General features: G+C 30.9%; 24 protein-coding genes and 1 riboswitch. Of the genes, 18 read left to right on the top strand and 6 right to left on the bottom strand.

The window, feature by feature from the left end; translation table 11 throughout:
* Nucleotides 1-224: 224 nt before the first annotated feature.
* From prdA to KGF45_RS09685, 16 genes are all read left to right on the top strand, one after another.
* Nucleotides 225-2,102, top strand: coding sequence for a D-proline reductase (dithiol) proprotein PrdA (prdA, locus tag KGF45_RS09755; protein WP_227828323.1), 1,878 nt, complete (start codon nt 225-227; stop codon nt 2,100-2,102).
* Nucleotides 2,103-2,183: 81 nt separating this feature from the next.
* Nucleotides 2,184-2,477 (top strand): CBO2463/CBO2479 domain-containing protein, encoded by a 294-nt coding sequence (locus tag KGF45_RS09750; RefSeq protein ID WP_227433709.1) that lies wholly within the window; start codon nt 2,184-2,186, stop codon nt 2,475-2,477.
* A gap of 37 nt (nt 2,478-2,514) precedes the next feature.
* A complete protein-coding gene (prdB, locus tag KGF45_RS09745; RefSeq protein WP_079739805.1) occupies nt 2,515-3,240 on the top strand; it encodes a D-proline reductase (dithiol) protein PrdB in 726 nt (241 codons plus the stop codon).
* A gap of 79 nt (nt 3,241-3,319) precedes the next feature.
* On the top strand, nt 3,320-4,078 hold the full coding sequence (prdD, locus tag KGF45_RS20110) for a proline reductase cluster protein PrdD (protein ID WP_255287823.1): 759 nt from the start codon (nt 3,320-3,322) through the stop codon (nt 4,076-4,078).
* A gap of 14 nt (nt 4,079-4,092) precedes the next feature.
* Nucleotides 4,093-4,560 carry a glycine/sarcosine/betaine reductase component B subunit gene (locus tag KGF45_RS20105; protein ID WP_054271688.1) on the top strand — a complete coding sequence of 156 codons (468 nt, stop codon included), beginning with the start codon at nt 4,093-4,095 and terminating at the stop codon, nt 4,558-4,560.
* Nucleotides 4,561-4,586: 26 nt separating this feature from the next.
* The gene (locus tag KGF45_RS09735; RefSeq protein WP_413840878.1) at nt 4,587-5,060 is read left to right on the top strand and encodes a glycine/sarcosine/betaine reductase component B subunit; all 474 of its coding nucleotides are present in this window, start codon (nt 4,587-4,589) and stop codon (nt 5,058-5,060) included.
* Between the two features lie 19 nt (nt 5,061-5,079).
* Nucleotides 5,080-6,087: a proline racemase gene (locus KGF45_RS09730; RefSeq protein WP_227828325.1), complete on the top strand. Its 1,008-nt coding sequence runs from the start codon at nt 5,080-5,082 to the stop codon at nt 6,085-6,087.
* Nucleotides 6,088-6,205: 118 nt separating this feature from the next.
* Nucleotides 6,206-7,087 (top strand): TSUP family transporter, encoded by an 882-nt coding sequence (locus tag KGF45_RS09725; protein WP_227828326.1) that lies wholly within the window; start codon nt 6,206-6,208, stop codon nt 7,085-7,087.
* Between the two features lie 635 nt (nt 7,088-7,722).
* Nucleotides 7,723-8,358 carry a single-stranded DNA-binding protein gene (locus KGF45_RS09720; protein WP_227842421.1) on the top strand — a complete coding sequence of 212 codons (636 nt, stop codon included), beginning with the start codon at nt 7,723-7,725 and terminating at the stop codon, nt 8,356-8,358.
* 183 nt (nt 8,359-8,541) lie between these two features.
* Nucleotides 8,542-9,111 (top strand): class I SAM-dependent methyltransferase, encoded by a 570-nt coding sequence (locus tag KGF45_RS09715; protein WP_227828327.1) that lies wholly within the window; start codon nt 8,542-8,544, stop codon nt 9,109-9,111.
* Nucleotides 9,112-9,322: 211 nt separating this feature from the next.
* Nucleotides 9,323-11,098, top strand: coding sequence for a sigma 54-interacting transcriptional regulator (locus KGF45_RS09710; protein WP_227828328.1), 1,776 nt, complete (start codon nt 9,323-9,325; stop codon nt 11,096-11,098).
* A 414-nt stretch (nt 11,099-11,512) separates the two neighbouring features.
* Complete coding sequence (locus tag KGF45_RS09705; protein WP_227828329.1) at nt 11,513-12,820, top strand: serine dehydratase subunit alpha family protein; 1,308 nt, start codon at nt 11,513-11,515, stop codon at nt 12,818-12,820.
* Between the two features lie 315 nt (nt 12,821-13,135).
* Nucleotides 13,136-13,675 (top strand): hypoxanthine phosphoribosyltransferase, encoded by a 540-nt coding sequence (hpt, locus tag KGF45_RS09700; RefSeq protein ID WP_227842420.1) that lies wholly within the window; start codon nt 13,136-13,138, stop codon nt 13,673-13,675.
* Nucleotides 13,676-13,933: 258 nt separating this feature from the next.
* The gene (locus KGF45_RS09695) at nt 13,934-14,467 is read left to right on the top strand and encodes a sigma-70 family RNA polymerase sigma factor (protein ID WP_227842419.1); all 534 of its coding nucleotides are present in this window, start codon (nt 13,934-13,936) and stop codon (nt 14,465-14,467) included.
* Nucleotides 14,468-14,530: 63 nt separating this feature from the next.
* Nucleotides 14,531-15,748: a DUF4179 domain-containing protein gene (locus KGF45_RS09690; RefSeq protein ID WP_227842418.1), complete on the top strand. Its 1,218-nt coding sequence runs from the start codon at nt 14,531-14,533 to the stop codon at nt 15,746-15,748.
* A gap of 103 nt (nt 15,749-15,851) precedes the next feature.
* Nucleotides 15,852-17,519, top strand: coding sequence for an exosporium protein (locus KGF45_RS09685; protein ID WP_227842417.1), 1,668 nt, complete (start codon nt 15,852-15,854; stop codon nt 17,517-17,519).
* A gap of 107 nt (nt 17,520-17,626) precedes the next feature.
* Here the strand turns inward: KGF45_RS09685 and dapB (KGF45_RS09680) are convergent, their stop codons facing one another.
* On the bottom strand, nt 17,627-18,382 hold the full coding sequence (dapB, locus tag KGF45_RS09680) for a 4-hydroxy-tetrahydrodipicolinate reductase (RefSeq protein ID WP_227839741.1): 756 nt from the start codon (nt 18,380-18,382) through the stop codon (nt 17,627-17,629).
* 337 nt (nt 18,383-18,719) lie between these two features.
* Here dapB (KGF45_RS09680) and KGF45_RS09675 point away from each other — a divergent pair, with 337 nt between their 5' ends.
* Nucleotides 18,720-19,709 carry an SPFH domain-containing protein gene (locus KGF45_RS09675; protein WP_227824473.1) on the top strand — a complete coding sequence of 330 codons (990 nt, stop codon included), beginning with the start codon at nt 18,720-18,722 and terminating at the stop codon, nt 19,707-19,709.
* A gap of 352 nt (nt 19,710-20,061) precedes the next feature.
* On the opposite strand, the gene dapD is transcribed toward KGF45_RS09675, so the two are convergent.
* The 5 genes from dapD to dapA (KGF45_RS09650) all read right to left on the bottom strand — a co-directional run bounded on the left by dapD (nt 20,062) and on the right by dapA (KGF45_RS09650) (nt 25,103).
* Entirely contained in the window at nt 20,062-20,778 is a 717-nt protein-coding gene (gene dapD / locus KGF45_RS09670) for a 2,3,4,5-tetrahydropyridine-2,6-dicarboxylate N-acetyltransferase (RefSeq protein ID WP_227828335.1), read from the bottom strand.
* 196 nt (nt 20,779-20,974) lie between these two features.
* A complete protein-coding gene (gene dapB / locus KGF45_RS09665; protein WP_227433723.1) occupies nt 20,975-21,724 on the bottom strand; it encodes a 4-hydroxy-tetrahydrodipicolinate reductase in 750 nt (249 codons plus the stop codon).
* A gap of 67 nt (nt 21,725-21,791) precedes the next feature.
* Nucleotides 21,792-22,679, bottom strand: a complete 888-nt coding sequence (gene dapA, locus KGF45_RS09660; protein WP_227828336.1) for a 4-hydroxy-tetrahydrodipicolinate synthase — start codon at nt 22,677-22,679, stop codon at nt 21,792-21,794.
* A gap of 115 nt (nt 22,680-22,794) precedes the next feature.
* Nucleotides 22,795-23,796, bottom strand: a complete 1,002-nt coding sequence (locus tag KGF45_RS09655; protein WP_227433725.1) for an aspartate-semialdehyde dehydrogenase — start codon at nt 23,794-23,796, stop codon at nt 22,795-22,797.
* A gap of 173 nt (nt 23,797-23,969) precedes the next feature.
* A riboswitch (Lysine riboswitch) is annotated at nt 23,970-24,144 on the bottom strand.
* Between the two features lie 77 nt (nt 24,145-24,221).
* Complete coding sequence (gene dapA / locus KGF45_RS09650) at nt 24,222-25,103, bottom strand: 4-hydroxy-tetrahydrodipicolinate synthase (RefSeq protein WP_227842416.1); 882 nt, start codon at nt 25,101-25,103, stop codon at nt 24,222-24,224.
* A gap of 323 nt (nt 25,104-25,426) precedes the next feature.
* On the opposite strand from dapA (KGF45_RS09650), the gene KGF45_RS09645 reads away from it, so the two are divergent.
* A complete protein-coding gene (locus KGF45_RS09645; protein ID WP_227842415.1) occupies nt 25,427-26,620 on the top strand; it encodes an L-serine ammonia-lyase in 1,194 nt (397 codons plus the stop codon).
* The last annotated feature ends 116 nt before the right edge of the window (nt 26,621-26,736 follow it).

Raw genomic sequence — 26,736 nt, 5'->3', positions numbered from 1 at the left:
GGTCAAGTAATAAAAATACACATAAAAGAAGGTAAAGATATAAACTTAGAAATACCTTTGACAATAGCTGCTCAAATGGGAGTAGTATCACAAAAATAATAGTCAAAATATAACTATTAAAGCCGGTTTTAATTTACTTGATTCCTCAGTTAAGGGGTTACCTGTTGAGGAATCGAGATTTAAAATAATAAATAAGAAAATAATGTAAGGAGGTATTTTATACTATGTCAATAACTTTAGAAACAGCTCAAGCCCATGCAAATGACCCAGCAGTATGTTGTTGTAGATTTGAAGCGGGAACAATAATAGCACCAGAAAACTTAGAAGATCCAGCAATATTTGCAGACTTAGAGGATTCTGGATTATTAACAATACCAGAAAATGGATTAACTATAGGTCAAGTACTAGGAGCTAAGTTAAAAGAAACTTTAGATGCTCTATCTCCAATGACTACAGAAAATGTAGAAGGATACAAAGCAGGAGAAGCTAAAGAAGTAGTAGAAGAAGCAGTAGTAGAAGAAGCTCCAGCAACTTTAGAAGCAGTAGTGCCAGTAAGCACAGGAGTTTTAGGTGAAACAGTTAAAATACACATAGGTGAAGGTAAAGATATAAGCTTAGAAATACCTTTATCAGTAGCTGGTCAAGCAGGAGTTGTTGCTCCAGTAGCAAACGTTGCTGCTCCAGTAGCAGGTGCAGTAGCAGAAGTAGCTCCAAAAGCTGAAGAAAAGAAATTATTAAGAAGCTTAACTAAAAAACACTTTAAAATAGACAAAGTTGAATTTGCTGATGAAACTAAAATAGAAGGAACTACTTTATACATCAGAAATGCAGCAGAAATATGTAAAGAAGCTAATGACACTCAAGAATTAGTTGTTGATGTTAAATTAGAAATAATAACTCCTGATAAGTATGAAACTTACAGTGAGGCTGTATTAGATATACAACCAATCGCTACTAAAGAAGAAGGCGAATTAGGTTCAGGTATAACAAGAGTTATAGATGGAGCTATAATGGTATTAACTGGTACAGATGAAGATGGAGTTCAAATAGGTGAATTCGGTTCTTCAGAAGGTGAATTAAACACTACTATAATGTGGGGTAGACCAGGTGCTGCTGACAAAGGTGAAATATTCATCAAAGGTCAAGTAACAATAAAAGCTGGAACTAACATGGAAAGACCAGGACCTTTAGCTGCTCACCGTGCTTTTGATTATATAACTCAAGAGATAAGAGAAGCTTTAAAGAAAGTTGACAACTCTTTAGTAGTAGACGAAGAAGTAATCGAGCAATACAGAAGAGAAGGTAAAAAGAAAGTTGTTGTTATAAAAGAAATAATGGGACAAGGTGCAATGCATGATAACTTAATATTACCAGTTGAACCAGTTGGTACATTAGGAGCTCAACCAAACGTTGACTTAGGAAACATGCCAGTTGTATTATCTCCACTTGAAGTATTAGATGGTGGTATCCATGCATTAACTTGTATAGGACCTGCATCAAAAGAAATGTCAAGACATTACTGGAGAGAGCCATTAGTAATAAGAGCTATGCAAGATGAAGAAATAGATTTAGTAGGTGTTGTATTTGTTGGTTCTCCACAAGTAAATGCTGAGAAATTCTATGTATCTAAGAGATTAGGTATGTTAGTTGAAGCTATGGAAGTTGATGGAGCTGTAGTAACTACTGAAGGTTTCGGAAACAACCATATAGATTTCGCATCTCACATAGAGCAAATAGGTATGAGAGGTATACCAGTAGTTGGTGTAACTTATTCAGCAGTTCAAGGTGCTCTAGTTGTTGGTAATAAATACATGACTCACATGGTAGACAATAACAAGTCTAAGCAAGGTATAGAAAATGAAATATTATCAAACAATACATTAGCTCCAGAAGAAGCTGTAAGAATCATGGCTATGCTTAAAAATGCTATTGCAGGTGTAGAAGTTAAAGCTCCTGAAAGAAAATGGAATCCAAATGTTAAGTTAAATAACATAGAGGCTATAGAAAAAGCTACAGGAGAAAAAATAGTATTAGAAGATAATGAGCAATCTTTACCAATGAGTAAGAAGAGAAGAGAAATATACGAAAAAGACGAAAACTAAAATTTAGATAATAACTAAGATTTAGATAACAATATAAATTTAGATCCAAGTTTAAAATAAGTATAGAGAGGTAAAATTATAATGGATAGATTAAAATATATCTCATCAGAGACTTTTTATGAGGGTGTTATAGTCGAAATCATGGGTGGTGGAGTAACTATAGACCTAAAAGGTAGACTTGGACAATTTAAAATACCTAATAGAATGCTTATAACTGACTACGAACTTAAGATAGGTCAAGAGGTTGGATTCATGCTAAGCTATCCTGAGGTATTAAGTCCAGAACCTAATCATGAGTATGTAGAAAATATTAGGAGAGAAAAAGAAAAGCAAGCAGAAATGCAAGCTAAAAAGAAGCAAGAAGAAGAAAAATAATAATTAATCGTTTGAAAATAGAAGGGAGAGGAAATATATGAGCCTTACAACAGTACAAGGACTTCAATCTGAAATATTTGTTCCAATAACACCTCCTCCAGTTTGGACTCCTGTAACTAAAGAATTAAAAGATATGACTATAGCTTTAGCTACAGCAGCTGGTGTTCACTTAAAATCTGACAAGAGATTTAATCTAGCAGGAGATACTACTTTTAGAGCTGTACCTAACACAGCTACAGTTGATGAAATGATGGTATCACATGGTGGATACGATAATGGAGATGTAAATAAAGATATAAACTGTATGTTCCCTATAGATAGATTACATGAATTAGCTGCAGAAGGATTTATAAAAGCAGTAGCTCCTATGCACTATGCATTCATGGGTGGTGGAGGAAACCAACATGTCTTCACTGAAGAAACTGGTCCTGCTATCGCTGCTAAACTTAAAGAAGAGGGAGTAGACGGTGTAGTCATGACAGCTGGCTGAGGTACTTGCCATAGAACTGCCGTGATCGTGCAGAGAGCAATAGAGGAAGCTGGAATACCTACAATAATAATCGCAGCTCTTCCTCCAGTAGTTAGACAAAACGGAACTCCTAGAGCAGTTGCTCCATTAGTTCCAATGGGTGCTAATGCTGGTGAACCACATAACATAGAAATGCAAACACATATATTAAGAGATACATTAGAGCAATTAGTTGCAATACCATCTGCTGGTAAGATAGTTCCATTACCATACGAATATAAAGCTCACGTTTAAAATGTAATTTATATTTGAAAATATAGAACCCTTCTCCTACATAATTAGGAGAGGGGTTTTAAGAACAAAGGTGGATATTATGGAAGAAAAAATAATGAGAAGACTTGTTATAAAACCGTTTCATATGAATGAAGTTAATTTCGGTTCAAAAACTTCTATAAAGAAAGATGTACTTACAATTGATTTATCAAGTATAGATGAAATAAAAGCAAGAGAAGATTTAATAACAGATATAAAAGTAGATATTATAAAACCTGGAGATTATGATAGGGAAATTAATACTATTATGGACATTATACCAATATCAACCAAAGTTTTAGGCAGATTGGGAGAGGGAATTACACATACTTTAACTGGTGTATACGTAATGCTAACTGGTGCAGACGAAGATGGAAATCAAATGCATGAATTTGGTTCTTCAGAAGGAATTTTGAGTGAACAAATGGTGTTTGGTAGATATGGGACTCCATCAGTTGAAGATTATATAATCCATGTGGATGTAACTCTTAAGGGAGGTTTACCTTTTGAAAGAACACTTCCACTTGCGGCATTTAAAGCATGTGATGATTTTATACAAGAAATAAGAACGTCTTTGAAAATGGAAGACGGAAGAAATGCTACTCAAGTTCGTGAATATTTTGACAAAATTCGACCAAATGCAAAAAAGGTTGTCATAGTAAAACAAATAGCAGGTCAAGGGGCTATGTATGACAATCAGTTATTCTCAAAGGAACCTAGTGGTTTTGAAGGAGGAACATCAATTATAGATATGGGAAATGTACCTATGATTATATCTCCTAATGAATATAGAGATGGTGCCCTTAGAGCTATGACTTAAGAGAGGTGGATATTATGGGAATAGGACCTTCAACAAAAGAAACATCTCTTCATCACTTTAGAGACCCACTTTTGGATATAGTTGAAAGTGATAAGGATGTAGATTTACTTGGAGTAATAGTAGTAGGAACTCCAGATGGAAATGAAAACAAAACTTTTGTAGGACAGAGAACAGCCGCTTGGCTGGAGGCTATGAGAGTAGATGGAGCTATAGTATCTTCAGATGGTTGGGGAAACTCACATGTTGACTATGCTAATACATTTGAAGAAATAGGAAAAAGAGATATACCTGTAGTTGGAGTGACATTTAATGGTACTCAAGCTAAATTTGTTGTAAGTAATCAATATATGAATACCATAGTTGATATGAACAAATCAAAAGAAGGTATTGAGACAGAAGTTGTTGGAGAAAACAACACAAATGAGATTGATGCTAAAAAAGCTTTAGCGTTTTTAAAATTAAAAATGAGAAAACATGGATAAAAAATTTAAGTAAGGGGATGAGTTTTGTGGGAATTTCTACATCAATGAAAAACACATCACTTCAGATTTTTAGAGACCCATTACTTGATTTAATAGACAATGATCCTGACGTAGATTTGCTAGGAGTAGTTGTAGTTGGTACATCAGAGCACAATGAATGGAAATCATTTTTATCAGCCAGGCTTGGAAGATGGATTGAAGCATTGAGACCTGATGGAGTGATTATAACCTTAGACATGGCAGGAAACCAGCATATTGATTTTACAAATGCTATATCAGAGTTTGTAAAATTAGACATACCTACAGTAGGTCTTACTATTATGGGAGCAGATGGTTTAGTAGTTACTAATCAGTATTTAGATAAAGCTACCATAATTGATTATAAAAAGACAACAGGCTACATAGAAACAGAAGTAGTTGGAGACAATCACATGGATGAAGTTGATGTAAAAAAAGCATTAGCTTTTCTAAAACTAAAAATGCGTAAAAACGCAAAATAAACCTAAGGGGGAATTTGATATGAAATTTAGCAGAAGTATACAAGCTATAGACTCTCATACAGCAGGAGAAGCAACTAGAATAGTTGTGGGTGGAATACCTAACATAAAAGGAAATTCTATGCCTGAGAAAAAAGAATATTTAGAAAAAAATCTAGATTATTTAAGAACTGCTATAATGTTAGAGCCAAGAGGACATAATGATATGTTTGGTTCTGTAATGACTCAACCTTGTTGTCCAGATGCTGACTTTGGAATAATCTTCATGGACGGTGGCGGATACCTTAATATGTGTGGCCATGGTACAATAGGAGCTATGACAGCAGCTATAGAAACAGGTGTAGTTCCAGCAGTAGAGCCTGTAACTCATGTAGTTATGGAAGCTCCAGCAGGAATAATAAGAGGAGATGTTACAGTTGTAGATGGAAAAGCTAAAGAAGTATCATTCTTAAACGTACCAGCTTTCTTATATAAAGAAGGTGTTGAAGTTGACTTACCAGGTGTTGGAACAGTTAAATTTGATATATCATTTGGTGGAAGCTTCTTTGCTATAATACATGCAAGTCAATTAGGTTTAAAAATAGAACCTCAAAATGCTGGTAAATTAACTGAACTAGCTATGAAACTTAGAGATATAATAAATGAAAAAATAGAAATACAACATCCAACTTTAGCTCATATAAAAACTGTAGATTTAGTTGAAATATATGATGAGCCAACTCATCCAGAAGCTACTTACAAAAACGTAGTTATATTTGGTCAAGGTCAAGTTGACAGATCTCCATGTGGAACTGGAACAAGTGCTAAATTAGCTACTTTACATGCTAAAGGTGAATTAAAAGTAGGAGAAAAATTCGTATATGAAAGTATATTAGGAACTTTATTCAAAGGTGAAATAGTTGAAGAAACTAAAGTTGCAGATTTCAATGCTGTAGTACCTAAGATAAGTGGTTCTGCTTATATAACTGGATTTAATCATTTTGTAATAGATGAAGAAGATCCACTTAAACATGGATTTATTCTTAAATAGAAACAAATAAATTGGGAAATTAAAATAGAATAGTAACCTCTTGTTGGTTACTATTCTATAGATTTTAGGCTATAAGATTCAGAATATATAAAAAAATAAAAAAATAGGAGGATGGATTATGGTAGCAATCTTAAAGGCATTATACGTAGTATTCGCAGCAATCTTTGCAGTTGTATTTGGTAAAGACGTAGCTAAAGCAAACAAAGAGGGGAAACTAGAAGAACAAAGTACTCCAAAAGTTGCTGTAACAGGATTTATAACAGATTTCTTTGATACATTAGGAATAGGCTCATTTGCTCCAACAATAGCAATGTCAAAAGCTTTAAAATTAAACATACCAGATAAGAAAATGCCTGGTACGTTAAACGTAGCACATACTATCCCAGTTGTTACTGAAGCATTTATATTCACATCAATCATACCAGTTGATGGTGTAACTCTAGTATCTATGGTTGTAGCAGCAGCAGTTGGTTCATACATAGGTGCAGGAATAATAGCTAAAATGGACGAAAGAAAGATACAAATGGTTATGGGTGTGACTCTAGCATTAACAGCAATATTAATGTTATTAGGTCATCCTTGGGTTAATGTATTACCAGGTGGAGGAAATGAATTAGGTCTTACTGGTGTTAAATTAGTAATAGGTGTATTAGGTAACTTTATATTAGGTGCTTTAATGACAGCTGGTATAGGTCTATATGCTCCAGGTATGGCAATGGTTTACTTCTTAGGAATGTCTGCAAAAGTTGCGTTCCCAATAGTTATGGGTTCTTGTGCATTATTAATGCCAGTTGCAAGTATGAAGTTCATAAAAGAAGATGCATATACTAAAAAAGCATCAGTTATAATAGCTATCTGTGGTTTAATAGGAGTTTTCGTAGCGGCATATATAGTAAAAACTTTACCAATGGATATATTAAAAGCATTAGTAATAATAGTTATAGCTTACACTTCTGCTACAATGATAATGGCTGCAAATAAAAATAAAAAGACTGCTTAGTATTTATTAAATATTACAGCTAACAATAAAAATTATAAACTGCTTTGGAACGTTAATATTAATGTTCTAAGGCAGTTTTTTATTTATTAGATATAATTATATAAAGCAACTAGTGTGCCAATTATGCAATATATATATAAATTTAGTATAAATGTAGCTATATTTTCTAAAGTTAGGCTGTAAACTGAAATTAAATATTTAAATTTAATGCTAGATGAAATAAAAAAGTTAATATATTGATGTATATTAGCAAAAATATTAGTATAATAAGTCGAATATAACTTATAACTGAAGAAAATTGAGTTTATAATGACTTGATAATTATCTGAATCGTTTGAATTAATTTAAAATATTGATATTGCTTATGTGTATAAATTAGTGTTGAGTTATATATGACTTAAAAAGTGGATAAGAAGCAATTTAATAATCAATTTTGGTTAAAACAAATAATATATTATATAAATAATAGGACAATTTTATAGGCTTAAATCAAAAGATTAAATGAAATTTATAAATAAATAAAAAGTTTTAAACAGCAATCAAAGATTTGTAATAAAATACATCACTCACAAATATATTTATTATATAAGCTGATACCAGAAATATAAGAATTAACAATTGTGGAGGGATAAAATATGATAGCTGTTAAAGATGAGAATAACGTAGTAAACTTAAGAGGGGAGTTAGACAATAAGCTAGAATTTAGCCATGAGATATTTGGAGAGAAATTTTATAACGTGAGAATAAAGATAAACAGATTAAGTGATTCCTTTGATACACTTCCTATGACTGTGTCAGAAAGACTTCTTCAAGATATTGATATTAATAAACAAAATTTAGTCAATGTTGTAGGTCAATTGAGATCATATAATAAAACCTTAAATAATAAAAATAGATTAGTGCTTACAGTATTTGTTAGAGAAATAAAGGCTATAGAGGAGGAAAATAAGGACCCAAACAGCATATTTCTAGATGGGTATGTATGTAAAGAACCTGTGTATAGGAAAACTCCTTTAGGAAGGGAAATAACTGATTTATTAGTGGCTATAAACAGACCTTATAATAAATCTGATTATATACCATCAATAGTTTGGGGAAGAAATGCAAAGTTTGCAAAAAACTTAAAAGTTGGTGATAGAATACAGCTTTGGGGTAGAGTTCAAAGTAGAGAGTATGAGAAAAAAATAGATGAGGATAACGTAGTGAAAAAAATGGCATATGAAGTATCTATATCAAAAATAAAAAAATTAGATGAAAATAATAATGACTAAATATTAAAAATATATTGTTTTTTCATCAAAAAAACTAATAAATTTGCTATAATAATACATTAAAAATAAATAAAGATTGTTTAAAAAAATACTAATGAAATATCTCTTGAATAGTTGCTCGCCATTTATTATAATGTAATCTGTACATAATTTATAATTGAGAAAATGAAGAGGTGAAGCATTGTGAAAAGCATATTATATCAGATAAATAAACAGCCAGTTAAAGCTAAATATACATCTGATGAATTAGAATGTTTTTTAGATACAATTGAGTATAATGTAGGGGATAAAATATTGCTTGTTGGTCATATAGGAAACCTAGGCAAGAGACTGAGAGGTCTTGGTACTTCTGTAACGATATTAGAGAATAGTAACTATGAAGATGTATGTTATTCTTTAGTATATAATGAAAATTGCAATGTAGTTAAAGGTAAGTTAGAGTTTTTGCCATTTGATGATAATCAGTTCAACAAGATAATAATAGTAGACCAATTTAATGTTATTACAGATTGTGAAAAAGCTTCATCTGAAATACAAAGAGTTTTAAAAGGTAATGGAGAGGTTATATTAGAAGATTTAAACTTAAAAAATTTAAAAGTTAAACTAAACTATCTTAAGCATAAATTTTGTGGTTCTGTAGCAAAGATTCACTATCCACATGAAGTATTTAATATATTTTCAAGATTAAATTTTGATGGTATGATTAAAGAGTCAAATAAATTAAAATATATTTATGTGGGAAAAAGAAGATAAATGAGTTAAAATATAAATATGGATATAATATAAAAGACTAGGTTAAGCCTAGTCTTTTGTTATAAGGAGATGTAGATATGGAAATAAATTATGAGTTAATAATAATTGTTATGCTCTTTGTAATCCTAATGTCAATTCAATTTACTTTAAATAAGATATATTTAATCCTTAAGGAAATAAGACAAATACTCATGTTAAGAAAAAATAAGGAATGATAACTATGATAGATTTAGAATATATAAAATCTGATATTCAGAACATAGCTGAAGCTATAGTTTCAGTGCTCAATATAGATGTAACTATAGTAAATAGAAACTTATTTAGGATTGCAGGGACAGGTATATATGTGGACAAAATAGGTGAAAAAGTAGATAAATATACAGCTTTTAAAAAGTCACTTACAGAACAAATTACAATACTAATTGATGACCCAAAGAGCAGTGATATATGTAGAGAATGTTATAAAAATAATGTCTGTGTGGAGTTTGCAGAAGTATGTTGCCCAATTATATGTGATGGAGAGTCTTATGGTGTTATAGGTCTTATAGCCTTTACAAAAGAACAAGCACAGATTATAGAAAATAACAAAAGTGGACTTATAAACTTTTTATGTAAGATGGCAGACTTGATATCCAATAAACTAAAAGCTCAAATTAAAACGTACGAGTTAGAGTTAGAAAAGAAAAAATTAGAGACTTTATTAAACAATATGGATAAAGCTGTTGTGTCCATTGATGTAGATGGTAAGATTGATAAATATAATTCAAAGTTTAAAGAGCTTTTTAATCTAAAGGACAATATAACTGGGAAAGATATATTCACTGAGCTAGATTTTATAAAGAAACCTTCTATAAATAACTTTAAGAAGGACAAATCATGTAGCTTTTTTTATAGAAGATACGGATATGATTCAAAGGGGATATATAACATAAATAAAATAGTATTAAAAAATGAACTAAAAGGATATGTTATTGACTTTATAGATAAAAGAGATGCTATAAAAAACTACAATAAGATGAACAAAGATTATAAGATAAAACTGGAAAATATAATTGGAGAGAGTATAGCTATAAGAAATTCAAAAAAAGAAGCCCTAATGGCTTCTAAATCCACTTCAACAGTACTTATTACTGGTGAAAGTGGAACAGGTAAAGAGCTATTTGCAAGAGCTATACACAACCATAGTAATAGGGTAGATAATCCTTTTATAGCTGTAAACTGTGCAGCAATACCGGATAATTTATTAGAGAGTGAATTATTTGGATATGAAGAAGGTGCTTTTACAGGGGCTAAAAAAGGTGGAAAACTTGGTATGTTTGAAATAGCCCATAAAGGAAGCATATTTTTGGATGAAATAGGAGATATGAGCTTGCATTTACAGTCAAAGTTGTTGAGGGTATTACAAGAAAAAGAGCTCAATAAGATTGGAAGTAAATCAAATGTTCTGATAGATGTAAGAATTATTGCTGCGACAAATAAAGATTTAGAAAAAATGGTTCAAAATGAAACTTTTAGAGAAGATTTATATTATAGATTAAATGTTATACCAATAAAGCTCCCAAGTTTAAGAGAAAGAAAAGATGATATACCACTTATAATAAAGCATATGATTAAGGAATACTCAAAAAAACTAGATAAAAATGTTATTGATATAGACACTAGGGTTGTTGATGCTATGATTGAATATAAGTGGCCAGGCAATATAAGAGAATTGCAGAATATTATTGAATACAGTGTAAATATGTCTTCATCTCCAATAATTACGATGAATGTAATTCCTCAAAAGATTAAAAATACATCTATAGAAGAATTAGAAGTTAGAAGTGATAAGATAATTCCACTAGATGAACTTGAGAAAATTGAGATAATAAAAGCTTTAAATAAATACAAAGATTATAAAAGAGATAAAGAATTAACAGCTAAGGCACTTGGAATATCAAGAGCTACATTATATAGAAAAATTGAAAAATACAATATAATTTCTTAGTGATATAAAGTGATATAAGAATATAATAAAAAGTGATATAAAATTTAAATATAAACAAAAAGTAGTAGTATATAAAAGGTAGTAGTATATAAAAAGTAGTGGTTGTTTAAGCCTTCAGAATCTAAAAAATAGTAATTATTAAAATAGTAATCGTCTCAAAATGATATAGAATCTCATTTTGAGATTTTTTTTTGTCTTTTTGCGAAATTGTCATCCATTTACCAAGTGAAAAAAATATAAAACCTTCATATAAATAAAAAAAATATATAATTAAAGCTAGTTATTTCAATGTATACACAATATTGAAATGAAAAAATGGACTAAAATAAAAAATATGGCATGTATTTTGCTATAAATATAGATAAGAAATTATTTAAGTACTAAAATTAAACTTAATTGGGAGGTTTATATATAATGAGAGATATAAGAAAAGAATTAGTGGAAATGTTAAAAGCAGAGGTTAAACCAGCAGTAGGATGTACTGAACCAGTAGCTTTAGCTCTAGCATGTGCAAAGGCAAAAGAATTACTAGGAGAAGAAATAGTAGAAAATCATATGTTAGTTAGCCCTAGTATCTATAAAAATGGTATGTGTGTAGGTATACCAGGAACTGAAAGATTAGGATTAAAAATAGCAGCAGCTCTAGGGATAATAGGAGGACATTCTGAAAACGGATTAAGTGTATTAGAAACTTTAACAAAGGAAGAAGTTAAAATAGCAGAAGATTATATGGATAATACTCCTTTATCAATAACACCTGCTGATACGAAAGAGAAAGTTTTTATAGAAGTTGCATTAAAAGGAGCAAATCATAATGCTAAAGTTAGAATAAGAACTAAACATGATAACTTTACATTCTTAGAAAAAGATGGAGAAGTATTATTGGATAATGAACCAAAAGTATCAGTTTCAAATGCTTCAGCAGAAAAAGTTGAGAGCTTGATGGATACTGTAACTATACAAGAATTAATAAAGAATGTAGAAGGTATTGATTTTAAAGATATAGAGTTTTTATTAGATGGAGTAAAAATGAATGAAGAAATGGCTGAATATGGATTGAAACAAAAGACTGGAATTGGTGTTGGATACGGAATTAAAAAGTCTATGGAAGAAGGTCTTTTAGGTAATGATGTTATAAACTATGCAATGATGTTAACTGCTGGAGCTTCAGATGCAAGAATGGCAGGAGTAAAAATGCCTGTTATGAGTTCAAATGGTAGTGGAAATCATGGATTAACAGCAATTCTTCCAATAGTTGCTTACAATAAAAAATTCCCACAATCTGATGAAAGACTAGCAAAAGCTTTGGCTATATCTCATTTAGTAACTGGTTATATTAAGAATTATACAGGTAGATTATCTGCTGTATGTGGATGTGGAGTTGCAGCATCTACTGGAGCAACTGCTGGTATATCTTGGCTTATGGATGGAAGCGAAAAACAAATAGAAGGTGCAATAGAAAATATGATAGCTGACTTAAGTGGAATGATATGTGATGGAGCAAAAGCTGGCTGTGCATTAAAATTATCATCTGCTGCATCTGCTGCAATACAAAGTGCTATAATAGCTAAGCAAGACTGTTTTGTACCACCATTAAATGGTATAGTTGGTTCAAGTGTTGAGCAAAGTATACAAAACTTAGGAAGAGTAAGTGATAAAGGTATGTCTATAACAGATGAGATAATATTAAATGTAATGAATGATATGAATAAAGTTGATTAATATATTACAATATTTCTTATATTGCAATATATAGTGAAGGTGATATAAATAAATTTAATTAGTACCCTCTAATAAATTATGATTATATATAAATGGGAAAAACTTGCTAGTGCAAGTTTTTTCTTTTTTGTCTAAAATATATAGTATATGATTTAGTAGGGATATATGATTTACTTAAAATAGATAATATCTTGTTAATAATTGTTGAATATGCTTAAAAACTCAATAATATTGGCTAATATTGAATAAGAGTATTGAAAAAGTGAGCAATCTCTTATAAAATTAAGAAGGATTATTACAATTGGAGGTCTTTTTATGGATATAGAAACAAAAAAATGGGAAGTATTGTATTCAGAAGAAAAAATTAATGATAAATTAAAAGAATTAGGAGCGATTATAGAGAAGGACTACAAAGATAAAAATCTTATGATTGTGTCTCTATTAAAAGGAAGTTTTATATTCTGTGCAGATTTAGTTAGAAATATAAATTTACCTCTTAGAGTTAACTTTATGACTACTTCTAGTTATGGAAACAGTGAAGAGAGTACTGGAACGGTTAAAGTTGTTTCAGATGTAAGTACTGATATAAAAGGATATGATGTATTGGTTGTAGATGATATTACTGACTCTGCATTGACTATGGATTTTGTTTTAAAGCATCTAAAAGCTAAGAATCCTGCTAGTTTAAAATGTTGTGTACTTTTAGACAAGCCAAGCAGAAGAAAGATTGATTTAGTACCAGATTATTGTGGGTTTGAGATAGAAGACAAATTCGTAGTAGGATATGGATTTGACTTTGAAGATTACTATAGAAATGTTCCTTATATATTTAATGTAACTGATGAAGATAGATAAGCAATTTTTTAATTTTATAGATACCTCAATATAATTTTGATAAATTATATTGAGGTATCTTTTTATTTTGGGGTTTGATTTGGAGTTATCTTGTATTCGTATCAAGCTATAAGTTCAACATAGTAAAATTGTTTTGATAGTTTTATCCAAGCTTTGATTCTGTGTTTAGAAATATAAAAAAATTTTTAAAATTTGATAGGAAATACGATTTTTAATTGTATTAGTAGTTGTAGAAGCTTTTACAAAGGAGGAATTAACTTGGAGGATAAATTGATAATTAAAAACATAATAAAGAAAAAAGAAAAGGGTATGGAAATGCTTATAGATGAGTATGGGAATTTTATAGCATCTATAGTTAGAAGGACTCTTATGGATGCTAGAATTTATGAGGAAGAATGTGTTGATGATGTGCTTTTGTCAATCTGGAATAACATAGAAAAATTTGATAATGAAAAAAACTCTTTTAAAAACTGGATAGGTTCTATTTCTAAATACAGAGCAATTAATTATAGGAAAAAGTATATAAATAGTAATACTTATTTAAATATAGAACATGAAGAAATACCATATATAGATAAAGAGTTGGATATGAGAGAAATTGAAGAGGAAATAAATGACCTTATAAGCACATTAAATGATAAAGATGCAGAAATTTTTAGAAGGTATTATTTAGAAGATATATCACTAAAGGATATAGCTATACAAAATGAAACCACTGTTGAAAACTTACATAATAGATTATCAAGAGGAAGAAAGAAGTTGAGACTGCATTTAAATAAAAAGAAAGCTTAGAGATAATAGATAAGATAATTAAGGATTTAAATATAGAAAATATAGAATAAAAGGAGAGTTTTTATGAAAGATAAATTTGATTTATTTAATGAAACAAATATAGATATAGAAAAATACGATGATATTGTATTAAGTAATGAAGAAAAGGATGAAATGAAGAAGAGAATGAAATCTAAGATTCAATATAGTAAAAAGAATAATTTTAAGAGATATGCTTTAGTAGGAGGATTATCAGTAGTTATTTTAGGTTCAACTGCATTTACTAATGAAACTACCTTGGCATATATGCAACATCTTGGAAAGCAGATAGAATATTTCTTTAATAAGGATACTGAAGAACTTAAACCTTATAAAAATATTGTAGATGATGTTGCTACAGATAAAGGAATAGATATAAAGTTAAATGAGATTATGCTTGGTGATGGAGAATTATTTTTAAATATAAGTGTTGATGATAGCAAACTTGATAAAGATGCTTTGGGATTAAAGAAACAAGGAGGATTCTTAGGAATTGATGATATCAAAATAAAGGTTGGAGATATGAGCTTTGTTTCAATAACAGGGCCTTCTACATCAGAAAAAAATAAAGATGGTACTACTAATATGGTTATGACTTGTAAGCTTGATAATCTAGATAAAGATGGAGATGGAAAAGGGGATGTCGAAAATTTTGATTTACTAAAAAATGTGGATTTAAATAAAGACTATGATATAAATATAAGTATAAATAAAGTTGAATATGAGTTAAATAAGGATATAAAAACATCAAAAGAGATAGAGGTAGGAAATATGGGAGGAGTAGAGGGTGAACACCTAAATGGATATCTTAGTGGACAATGGGAATTTAATACAAGTATAAATGGTTCAAATATAGTTAAAGATACAAAAATTTATAATGTAGATAAAAATGTAAAATTAAAAAATAAAAATATTGATGTTGATTTAGTATTAAAAGAAGTAAGGGTTTCTCCTACCAAAATCAGAGTGATTTACGGATTTAAAACTAACAAATATAATTTCAATAAAGGTGATGATATACCAAAGATACTTGAGTTTGCACTTAAAGATGGAAGAGGAAAAGATTTAGAATTACTTAGTGGTGCAGGAGGTTATGACTTAAGTTACTCTAAAGGTAATTATATTGAATCTTCTTTAGAGTATGAAATTAAGAAAGATGTTAAAAAACTAAAAATAACTCCAATAATAGAAGATTGGAGTAAAGAAATTAATAATATAACAGAATTTAAAAAACAAGGTATAGATGTTGATATAAGTAAATAGATGTATTATCACATAATAAATTGTCTATTCATATAATTATATAGAGCAATATTAGATACTTGTCTAATATTGCTCTAATTTTAAAATAGGGAGAATTTATTATATGGATGATTACAAAGATAATTCAGGTCCAAGTTTATATCAAGATGTAGGACCAACGGGACCAATAGGTCCGACAGGTCCTAAAGGAGCAACAGGGGCAACAGGAGCCAATGGAATAACAGGTCCAACAGGAAACACAGGAGCAACAGGAGCAAACGGAATAACAGGTCCAACAGGAAATACAGGAGCAACAGGAGCAAATGGAGCAACCGGAGAAACAGGGCCTAGAGGGGCAACAGGGGCAACAGGAGCCAATGGAATAACAGGTCCAACAGGAAATACAGGAGCAACAGGAGCCAATGGAATAACAGGTCCAACAGGGAACAAAGGAGCAACCGGAGCAAATGGAGTAACAGGAGCAACTGGTCCAGCAGGAGCAACCGGAGCGACAGGGACAACAGGAATAACAGGAGCAACAGGAGCAACAGGGGCAAATGGAATAACGGGCCCAACAGGGGTAACAGGAGCAACAGGAGCAACAGGGGCAAATGGAATAACAGGACCAACAGGAAATACAGGAGCAACAGGAGCCAATGGAGTAACAGGAGCAACAGGAGCAGATGGAGCAACAGGAGTAACAGGCCCAACAGGAAATACAGGAGCAACAGGAGCAGATGGAGTAACAGGAGCAACAGGGGCAATAGGGGCAACAGGTCCAACAGGAGCAGATGGAGAGGCAGGTCCAACAGGAGCAGTAGGAGCAACAGGTCCAGATGGAGAGGTAGGCCCAACAGGAGCAGATGGAGTAACAGGCCCAACAGGAGCAGATGGAGCAGTAGGTCCAACAGGAAATACAGGAGCAACAGGAGCAGATGGAGCAGTAGGTCCAACAGGAAATACAGGAGCAACAGGAGCAGATGGAGCAGTAGGTCCAACAGGAGCAGTAGGAGCAACAGGTCCAACAGGAGCAGATGGAGAGGTAGGTCCAACAGGAAATACAGGAGCAACAGGAGCAGATGGAGCAGTAGGCCCAACAGGAGCGACAGGAGCGACAGGACAGACAGGAGCAACAGGAGCAGTGGGAGCAACAGGCCCAACAGGAGCAGATGGAGTAGCTGGAGCAACAGGGGCAACAGGGGCAACTGGAGTAGGTGGAGCAGTAGGTCCAACAGGGGCAGTAGGAGCGACAGGTCCAACAGGAGCAGCAGGTTCAATAGGTCCAACAGGAGCAACTGGAGCCAATGGAGCAACAGGTCCAACAGGGAATACAGGAGCAACTGGAGCCAATGGAGCAACAGGTCCAACAGGAAATACAGGAGCAACTGGAGTATTGGCATCGAACAATGCACAATTTATAGTTTCATCTCCAAGTTTAACAAATAACTCACTAGTTACGTTTAACTCATCATTTATAAATGGAACAAATATAACTTTACCAACAAGTAGCACTATAAACCTTGCAGTTGGAGGTATATATAATGTATCCTTTGGTATACGTGCTACACTTTCACTTGCAGGATTTATGGCAATTACTACTAATTTTAATGGCGCAGCTCAAAATAATTTTATTGCAAAAGCAGTAAATACTCTTACTTCATCAGATGTAAGTGTAGGATTGGATTTTTTAGTTGATGCTAGAGCAGCAGCTGTTACTTTAAGTTTTACATTTAATTCAGGCACAACAGGAACTTCACCATTTGGATTTGTTTCAGTCTATAGAATACAATAATTAGTTTTATAGGTGAAGAAAAAAGATAAATAAAATCTCAATCTATTAGATATTCAAATTGATAAATCTGAATATCTAAGTAGATTGAGATTCATTATGTATAAAAACTATCCTAATATATCTGACATTTTATAAAGCCCAGACTTTCTACCAACTAAAAATTTAGCTGCAACAATAGAACCATCTGCAAAGACTTCATCAGATTGAGAATGGTGACTTAATGTAAGAACTTCATTATCTCCTGCAAATATAACATCATGGTCACTGATTATATTTCCACCTCTTATAGAATGGATTCCAATTTCATTTGCTTTTCTTTTGCAATCTCTACCATATCTTCCATATTTATTTTCACTTTCAGGTAAGACCTCTTTAATTGCATTGGCTATCATAGTAGCAGTACCACTAGGAGCATCTTCTTTTCTATTATGATGCTTTTCTATGATTTCTATATCAAAACCTTCTAACATTTTTGATGCATCTTTAACTAATTTTATTAAAATATTTACACCTAGAGATGTATTTGAGGATAATAATATAGGAATATTTTTTGATGCTTTTTCTATTTTATTTAATTCATCCTCATCATATCCAGTAGTAGCTAATACTACAGGTGTATTGTTTTTTAGTGCATATGACAAGATTGGGTCTAAAGTTTCATGATGTGAGAAATCTATTATAACATCAGCTTTTTCAGTTACATCAGTCATTGTTTTATAAAGCTTCGTATCTCCATGATAAGCATTTTCATCAGCAGACCTAGCTACACCACAAACTAACTCTAATTCACTATCTTTTTTTACACATTCTGCTAACACTCTTCCCATTGTTCCATTATAACCACTAATTATAACTTTTAACATAAAATCCTCCTATGAAATTAATAAAAATTTGTTATATTTCTATAGGTTTATTTTATCACTAATATAATTTATATAAAATAATATTAGTGATAATAAACTTATAATTTACTGGATATTAAAAAAATTGTATTTAGATTTAATATGTATTAAATATAATTTCATATATCATAAAATTTACTTAAAAATCAATACTAATATATTAAAATTACTAAAGATGTGTCTTTAAAAATATATAAATCTAGAGTATTAATTTTAAACTCAACAATTTGAGCATTAAAAGTGATATTATTAAATTAGAAGTATCTTAACTTAATATAATAAGATGGGAGAGATGGCTATGTTAAAGGAAGAAAAAACTTATCAAGAAAAGGATGCTAAAGCATTTAATGGAGTAGTAGCTTTGATAATGATTATCTTATTTTTAGTAGTTTCGATAGGTGTTATGGTTTTTGGAATAATAAAACTTGACAATGGATTCACTGGAATAGGTTCATTTATGTTAGTTTTAAGTATTTTATTTATTGTGATAGATTTTATACTGTGTTTTGGACTAAAAATGATTAATCCAAAAGAGGCTATTGTTCTAGTTTTATTTGGGAACTACTATGGAACTATAAAAAAAGAAGGATACTATTGGGTAAATCCATTTTGTTCAGCAGTAAATCCAACATCATCAGGAATTAATGTATCAAAATCTTCATCTACTGAAAAAGTAGATATATCCTCTAATCCAAGAGGAAAGAAAGTATCTTTAAAAACAATGACTCTTAATAATGAAAAACAAAAAGTTAATGATTTATTAGGAAATCCTATTATAATAGGTGTTGTTGTAATTTGGAAAGTTATAGATGCAACTAAAGCTGTATTTAATGTTGATAATTACAATACTTTTTTATCAATTCAATGTGATTCAACTATTCGTAATGTTTCAAGACTTTATCCATATGATGTGTCTGAAGATGGTGATGAAAAATCTCTTCGTGGTAGTAGTCAAGAAATAGCAGATAAATTACAAAAAGAGTTACAATCTAGAGTAGATATTGCAGGAATTGAAGTATGTGAAGTAAGAATTACTCACCTTTCTTATGCACCAGAGATTGCAGCAGCTATGTTACAACGTCAACAAGCAGAAGCTATAATAGCAGCACGTAAAAAGATTGTTGAAGGGGCTGTAAGTATGGTAGAGATGGCATTAACTAATTTAAGTGAGAATAATGTTGTGACTTTAGATGAGGAACATAAAGCTGCTATGGTAAGCAATTTATTGGTTGTTCTTTGTGGTAATAAAGATGCACAACCAGTAGTAAACAGTGGTTCAATTTATTAGTATAGAAGTAAATACCAATTAAGAGCATTTAACTATTGTGTAAGTAAATCAAGAGTGTTTAACTTGTATATATGTAAATCAGTAAATTAAGGATATTATAATTAGTTTGTAAGGAAACCAATAAATTAAGGATATTTAAATTGCATGCAAGTAAACTAGTAAATTAAGGGTATTTAACAAAGATAAATTAAAAGGCTATAAAAAGAGGAGGGTGTCTCAAAATGAACTTTTTAGTTCATGAGGCACTCTTTTTTGTATGAAATCAAATATATTTTCATCATTTCAACAATGAAAAAGAGGCTTATCTCTCTATTTTGAGACAGCCCCTTTTAATTAATAATGTTATTTCTAATTAGTCTAAATTTCTAAGGTCTTCCATAAGTTTAGTCTTGTCAGCCGTTTTTTCGTCTTTCATTTTTATAACTTTAGCAGGAGAACCAGCAACAACAGCACCAGCTTCTACGTCAGTAGTTACAACAGCACCAGCTGCAACAACAGCACCTTTACCGATTCTAACACCTTCAAGAACAACTGCATTAGCTCCTATTAAAACATCATCTTCAACTATAACAGGAGTAGCAGAAGGTGGCTCTAAAACACCAGCAACAACAGCACCAGCACCTAAATGAACATTTTTACCAAGAGTACCTCTAGCACCAATAACAGCATTCATATCTACCATAGAACCTTCACCAACAACAGCTCCTATATTTATAACAGCTCCCATCATTACAACAGCATTTTTTTCTATAGTAACCATGTCTCTTATTATTGCACCTGGTTCGATTCTTGCATGTTCACTTAAAGTATTTTTTAGAGGGATAGCAGAATTTCTTCTATCATATTCTACATGAGTATCTATTATATCATTACCATGTTTATCTAATACTTCCATTATATCTTCATAGTCACCTACAAATACATAAGAACCATTGTTTCCAAATACTTTAAATTTATCAGTTGATTGGAAATGTAAAGAGTTAGTATTTACATATACTTTAACAGGTGTTTTCTTTTTAACTTCTTTTATATATCTTGCTATTTCATAAGCATCGTTTAAATTTACCATTTGTTAATTCTCCTTGTATCTCATTATATTTCTTTTATTATATACTCATATATACTAATTTATCAACTTTAGTATATACTTACTATTATTTATTTTTTAATAGCATTATTATTTTAGCATAATATTGAGTAAATTTATTTATTATATCATATATCTTTTACTTGTGTATATTTTTTATTTGTGATATAGATTTTTACTATCCTAACATACTATCCATGTTATAAAATCCTGGTTTTTGTTTAACTAAGTATTTAGCAGCAGCTATAGAACCACTTGCAAAAATACCACGAGATTGAGCTTGATGACTTATTGTAAGGACTTCGTTATCTCCAGCAAATAGAGCATCATGTTCACCAACAATATTTCCACCTCTTATAGCATGGATACCAACCTCATTTGGTTGTCTTTTTGCACTACGCCCATATCTACCATAATTATTTTCAACGTTTGGTAAAACCTCTTTTATAGCGTTAGCAATCATAACAGCTGTGCCACTTGGGGCATCTACTTTTCTGTTGTGATGTTTTTCTATTATTTCTATATCGAATCCTTCTAATAATTTAGCTGCATCTTTAACCAATTTCACTAATACATTTACACCAAGAGACATATTATATGATTGGAATACAGGAATAACTTTAGCCGCTTCATGTATTCTATTAATTTCTTCATCATTATATCCAGTAGTAGCAATTACTAAAGGAGTTTTAGTTTTTAAAACATAAGATAAAATATTATCTAGATTAGAGTGATGAGAAAAATCTATAACTACATCAGCTTCTTCAACTATAGTATTCATATCTTCATAAATTTTAAGATTGCCTTCACAGCTATCCATACCTCTAGCTGCAACACAAACTAATTCTAGTTCACTATCATCTCTTATAGTATCGGCTAAAATCTTGCCCATTTTTCCATCATAACCAGTTGCTATAACTTTTAACATAATTTCCTCCTATGATTAAGGGCTAACTTTTGACCAAACTTAGTTTTTTATCATGCATTAATTTGTACTATGCATTAACTTTTAGTCCAAAGTTAACTAATTCTTTCTTTAATACCTCTAAGTTTACTGGGTCCATTTCTGCTAGAGGAAGTCTTAAATCTCCAACATTGAATCCTAATAAATTCATTGCAGTCTTAACTGGTATAGGATTTACCTCTATAAATAAAGCTGCGATTAGAGCATCCATACCAAGTTGTAATTTTCTAGAACCTTCTATATCGCCTTCAAAGAATTTAGCCACTAAATCGTGTGTTTCTTGAGGGCAAACATTAGCAAGTACTGATATAACTCCTTGACCTCCTAAAGACAATAAAGGAAGTATAGTATCATCATTACCAGAGTAGATAGCAAAGTCATCTGGAACTAAGCTAGCTATCTCTGCAACTTGTCCTAAGTCCCCACTAGCTTCTTTCACAGCAACTATATTATCTATCTTAGCAAGTTCAACTATAAGACTAGGGCTTATATTAACACAAGTTCTTCCAGGTACATTGTAAAGTATAATTGGAAGTTTAACACTATTAGCGATTGTTTCAAAATGACGTTTAAGTCCAGCTTTATTGGCTTTATTGTAATAAGGAGTTATTATTAATAGAGCATCTACTCCTAGTTTTTCAGCTTCTTGACTTAAATTAACTGAGTGCATAGTATCATTAGAACCACTTCCTGCTATAACAGGAACTCTTTTATTAACTTTTTCAACAACATACTTAATAGTAGCAAGTTGTTCTTCATCAGTCATAGTATTAGCTTCACCAGTAGTACCACAAGCCACTATAGCATCAGTACCGTTAGCGATTTGGTACTCAACTAATTCACCTAATTTGTCGAAATCAACTTTGCTATCCTTTGTAAATGGAGTAACTAGAGCAACAGCAGAACCTTTAAATATCATAAAAAATCAATCCCCTCTTTTTTAGTTTTGTGTTTTATATTACAGTTACTTCTAATGCTTATTTTTACTTATTATTAATATTTTACAAAATCATATATTTATACAAATTTGTATACTATACTAAATCATATGATATAGCCATTTCAGCTATTTGGATTGCATTAGTTGCAGCACCTTTTCTTATATTGTCAGCAACAACCCAAAGGTTTACACCATTATCAACACTAAAGTCTCTTCTAATTCTTCCAACAAACACTTCATCTCTATCATCAAATTCTACAGCAGTTGGATATTCATTTTTAGCAGGATTATCAACTACTACAACTCCTGGAGCTTCTTCAAGTGTTTTTACTAAATCTTCTAATTCAAATGGATTATTAAACTCAATGTTTATAGATTCGCTATGACCATTTTTTACTGGAACTCTTACAGTAGTTGCAGTTATTTTTAAGTCGTAGTTATCAAGTATTTTCATAGTTTCGTTTACCATTTTCATTTCTTCCTTAGTATATCCATTTTCAGTAAATGAATCTATATGAGGAAGACAGTTATAAGAAATTTGATGTGGATAGAATCCAGTAGGATTACCAGTCATTCCTTTTTCTAAATCTTCAACCCCTTTAACACCAGAACCAGATACAGCTTGATAAGTAGAGTAAACAACTCTCTTAATTTTGTATTTGTCATCAAGAGGTTTAAGAGGAACCATAGCTTGTATAGTAGAGCAGTTTGGATTAGCTATTATACCTTTATGTTTTTTTATAGCTTCTGGATTTACCTCAGGAACAACCAAAGGAACATCTGGATTCATTCTCCATTGACTAGAGTTATCTACTACTAAGATTCCATTTGATGCAGCTATTGGAGCATATTTTTCACTAATGCTTCCTCCAGCAGAGAATAATGCTATTTGTATCCCTCTATCAGTAAATGAAGTTTCTTTTAATTCTTCTACTATATATTCTTTACCACAAAACATTACTTTAGAACCAGCAGATTTAGAAGAAGAGAATAAAAATAGATTTTCTATTGGAAAATTTCTTTCTTCTAATACTTTTAAAAATGTTCTACCTACCATTCCAGTAGCACCAACTATTGCCACATTTACTTTTTTCATATTAAATTCACCCCAATTTTTAATTATTAAAACATTATTTGATTTTAGTTATACAAGTAAGATATGTTAATATTTTTATATATCTAAATACTTTAATATTATATTAACAACTTTAATTATATACAAAAAACGTACAAAGGTATACTTTGTACGTCTAGTTTATCACTCAAAGTAAACCTTGTAGCTCACCACCTACACAAATAAGTGACAGTATTACACATCTTATGTGTAATCCCAGAAAATATTATTGCGAGAAATATTTTCTTCGGCTATAAATCCTTTTTCCAATCATTAACGCTTGCCAGCTCCTATTGGATACTCTTATTTACAGCTACCTCTACCCTAGGTTAATAGGATATTAAAATTTGATTATTCTAATAATAATACATATTTTAGAAAAAATCAACTTATTTATAGAAATATTGCTAAAATTTAAATCCAAAACTTGTCAATTCTTGTTTTAAGATATTAAGATTAGCTTCTTCCATTTCAGCTAAAGGAAGTCTTAAATCTCCAACATTAAAACCTAAAATATTCATAGCAGTTTTAACTGGAACTGGATTTACTTCTATAAATAAGGCAGCAATTAAAGCATCCATATCAAGTTGTAATTTTTTAGAGCCTTCAATGTCACCTTCAAAGAATTTAGTTACTAAATCATGAGTTTCTTTAGGACAGATGTTAGCAAGTACAGAGATAACACCACTTCCACCTAATGATAATAGAGGTAATATAGTATCATCATTACCGGAGTATATAGCGAAGTCTTTAGGCACTAATTTAGCTATTTCTGCAACTTGAGCTAAATCTCCACTAGCTTCTTTCACAGCAACTATATTATCTATTTTAGCAAGCTCAGCCACAACAGATGGCTTTATATTTACCTTAGTTCTTCCTGGTACATTATATAAAATAATTGGTAATTTAACGCTTTTTGCTATTGTTTCAAAGTGAAGTTTAAGACCTTTTTCATTAGTCTTATTATAGTAAGGAGTTATGATTAAAAGACCATCCACTCCCAATTTTTCAGCTTCTTGGCTCATATGAACAGACAACATAGTATTGTTTGAACCAGTACCCACTATAACTGGTATTCTCTTATTGACTTTTTCAACTGTATATTTTATTACAGCAAAAATCTCAGATTCACTCATAGTAGTAGCTTCACCTGTTGTTCCACAAACAACTAATGCATCTGTGTCATTTTCAATATGGTATTCGATTAATTCACCTAACTTTTCAAAGTTGACATTGTTATCCTCCGTAAATGGAGTAACTAAAGCAACAGCAGAACCTTTAAATAACATATAATCAAATCTCCTTTTTTATTTAAATTTAATTTTTTAAGTACAATAATAATTATAGTACAAATTAATTAATTTTAATAGGCATAGTTAATATCTTAACTGTATAAAGTAAGATATTTATATTATATTAATATTAAAAAAATTTTAAATAAATGTTTTATTCTCAAAATATGCATATTAATTTAATAAAATATACCAAAATGGAAATAAAAAATAAATTTTATGCGAATTTAATAACTAATAATTAATATATTTAGGTTATAATAAATATGTGCGTAAAAATAAATAATAAGCATTAACATATAAAATTTAGGAGGAATAATATGGATACTTTAAAGGAACTTTTTAAAATAGGAAGTGGACCTTCAAGTTCTCATACTATGGGGCCGCAAAGAGCAGCGGAAAGATTTAAAAATGAAAATCCAGATGCAGAAAGTTTTAGAGCAATATTATATGGTAGTTTAGCTGCTACAGGAAAAGGTCACTTAACAGATTATATAATTGAAAAAACTATAGCACCAAAGAAAGTTGAAATCGTTTGGGAAGAAGACATAATAAAAGATTTTCATCCAAATGGAATGAAGTTTGAAGCTTTAGATAAAGATGGAAATGTGACAGCTGAATGGACTGTATATTCTGTTGGTGGAGGAACTATAGCAGAAGAAGGTCAAAGAAACAGTAAAAGCAATAGTATATATCATCTAGACACTATGGATGAAATAGTGAAGTGGTGTAAGGAAAATAATAAAACTTTAGTTGATTTTGTATTAGAATGTGAACCATCTGATATAAAAGACTATATAAAAACTATAAAAGAGGCTATGAGAAAATCTATTGATGATGGACTAAGCACAGATGAAGTAATACCAGGTAAATTATTATTAAAAAGAAGAGCAAATAATTTTTATAAAGCGTATCAAGAAGATAAAAGTTTTTCAACACTTGTATATGCATATGCACTAGCAGCTTCAGAGCAAAATGCTTCTGGTAATATAATAGTTACAGCACCAACTTGTGGTTCTGCTGGAGTAATACCAGGAATATTCTTTGCAATGCAAGATTTCTATAAATACGATGATGAAAAAATAATTGAAGCATTACTTGTGGCTGGAATAATCGGAAATATAATAAAAACTAATGCATCAATATCTGGTGCAGAAGTAGGATGTCAAGGTGAGGTTGGAGCAGCTTGTTCGATGGCAGCAGCGGCAGTAGCGTATTTAAAGGGTGGTACTATAGACCATATTGAATATGCAGCAGAAATAGCGCTTGAACATCATCTAGGAATGACTTGTGACCCTGTATATGGATATGTTCAAATTCCATGTATAGAAAGAAATGCAATGGCAGCTCAAAGAGCTTATGATGCAGCTAAGTATGCATTATTAACTGATGGCTCACATTCTGTCTCCTTGGACCAAGTCGTTGAAACAATGAAAGAAACGGGTATTGATATGATGGATAAATACAAAGAAACTGCAAAAGGTGGACTTGCTAAACACTTCTTCTCTTGCTAAAATTAAAAATTTTTTAATAATAATTCCCCTGTTTTGATTTATGAAACAGGGGAATTATTATTAATGGTGAATTATTTAATAATGCAAAATATTTTTATATTCAATTTAGCTTTTTA

The organism is Clostridioides sp. ZZV14-6154, from assembly GCF_020657785.1.
GTDB lineage: Bacteria > Bacillota > Clostridia > Peptostreptococcales > Peptostreptococcaceae > Clostridioides.
Note: the sequence above shows the minus strand (reverse complement) of the source record. Positions and strands in the feature narration are given on the sequence as shown.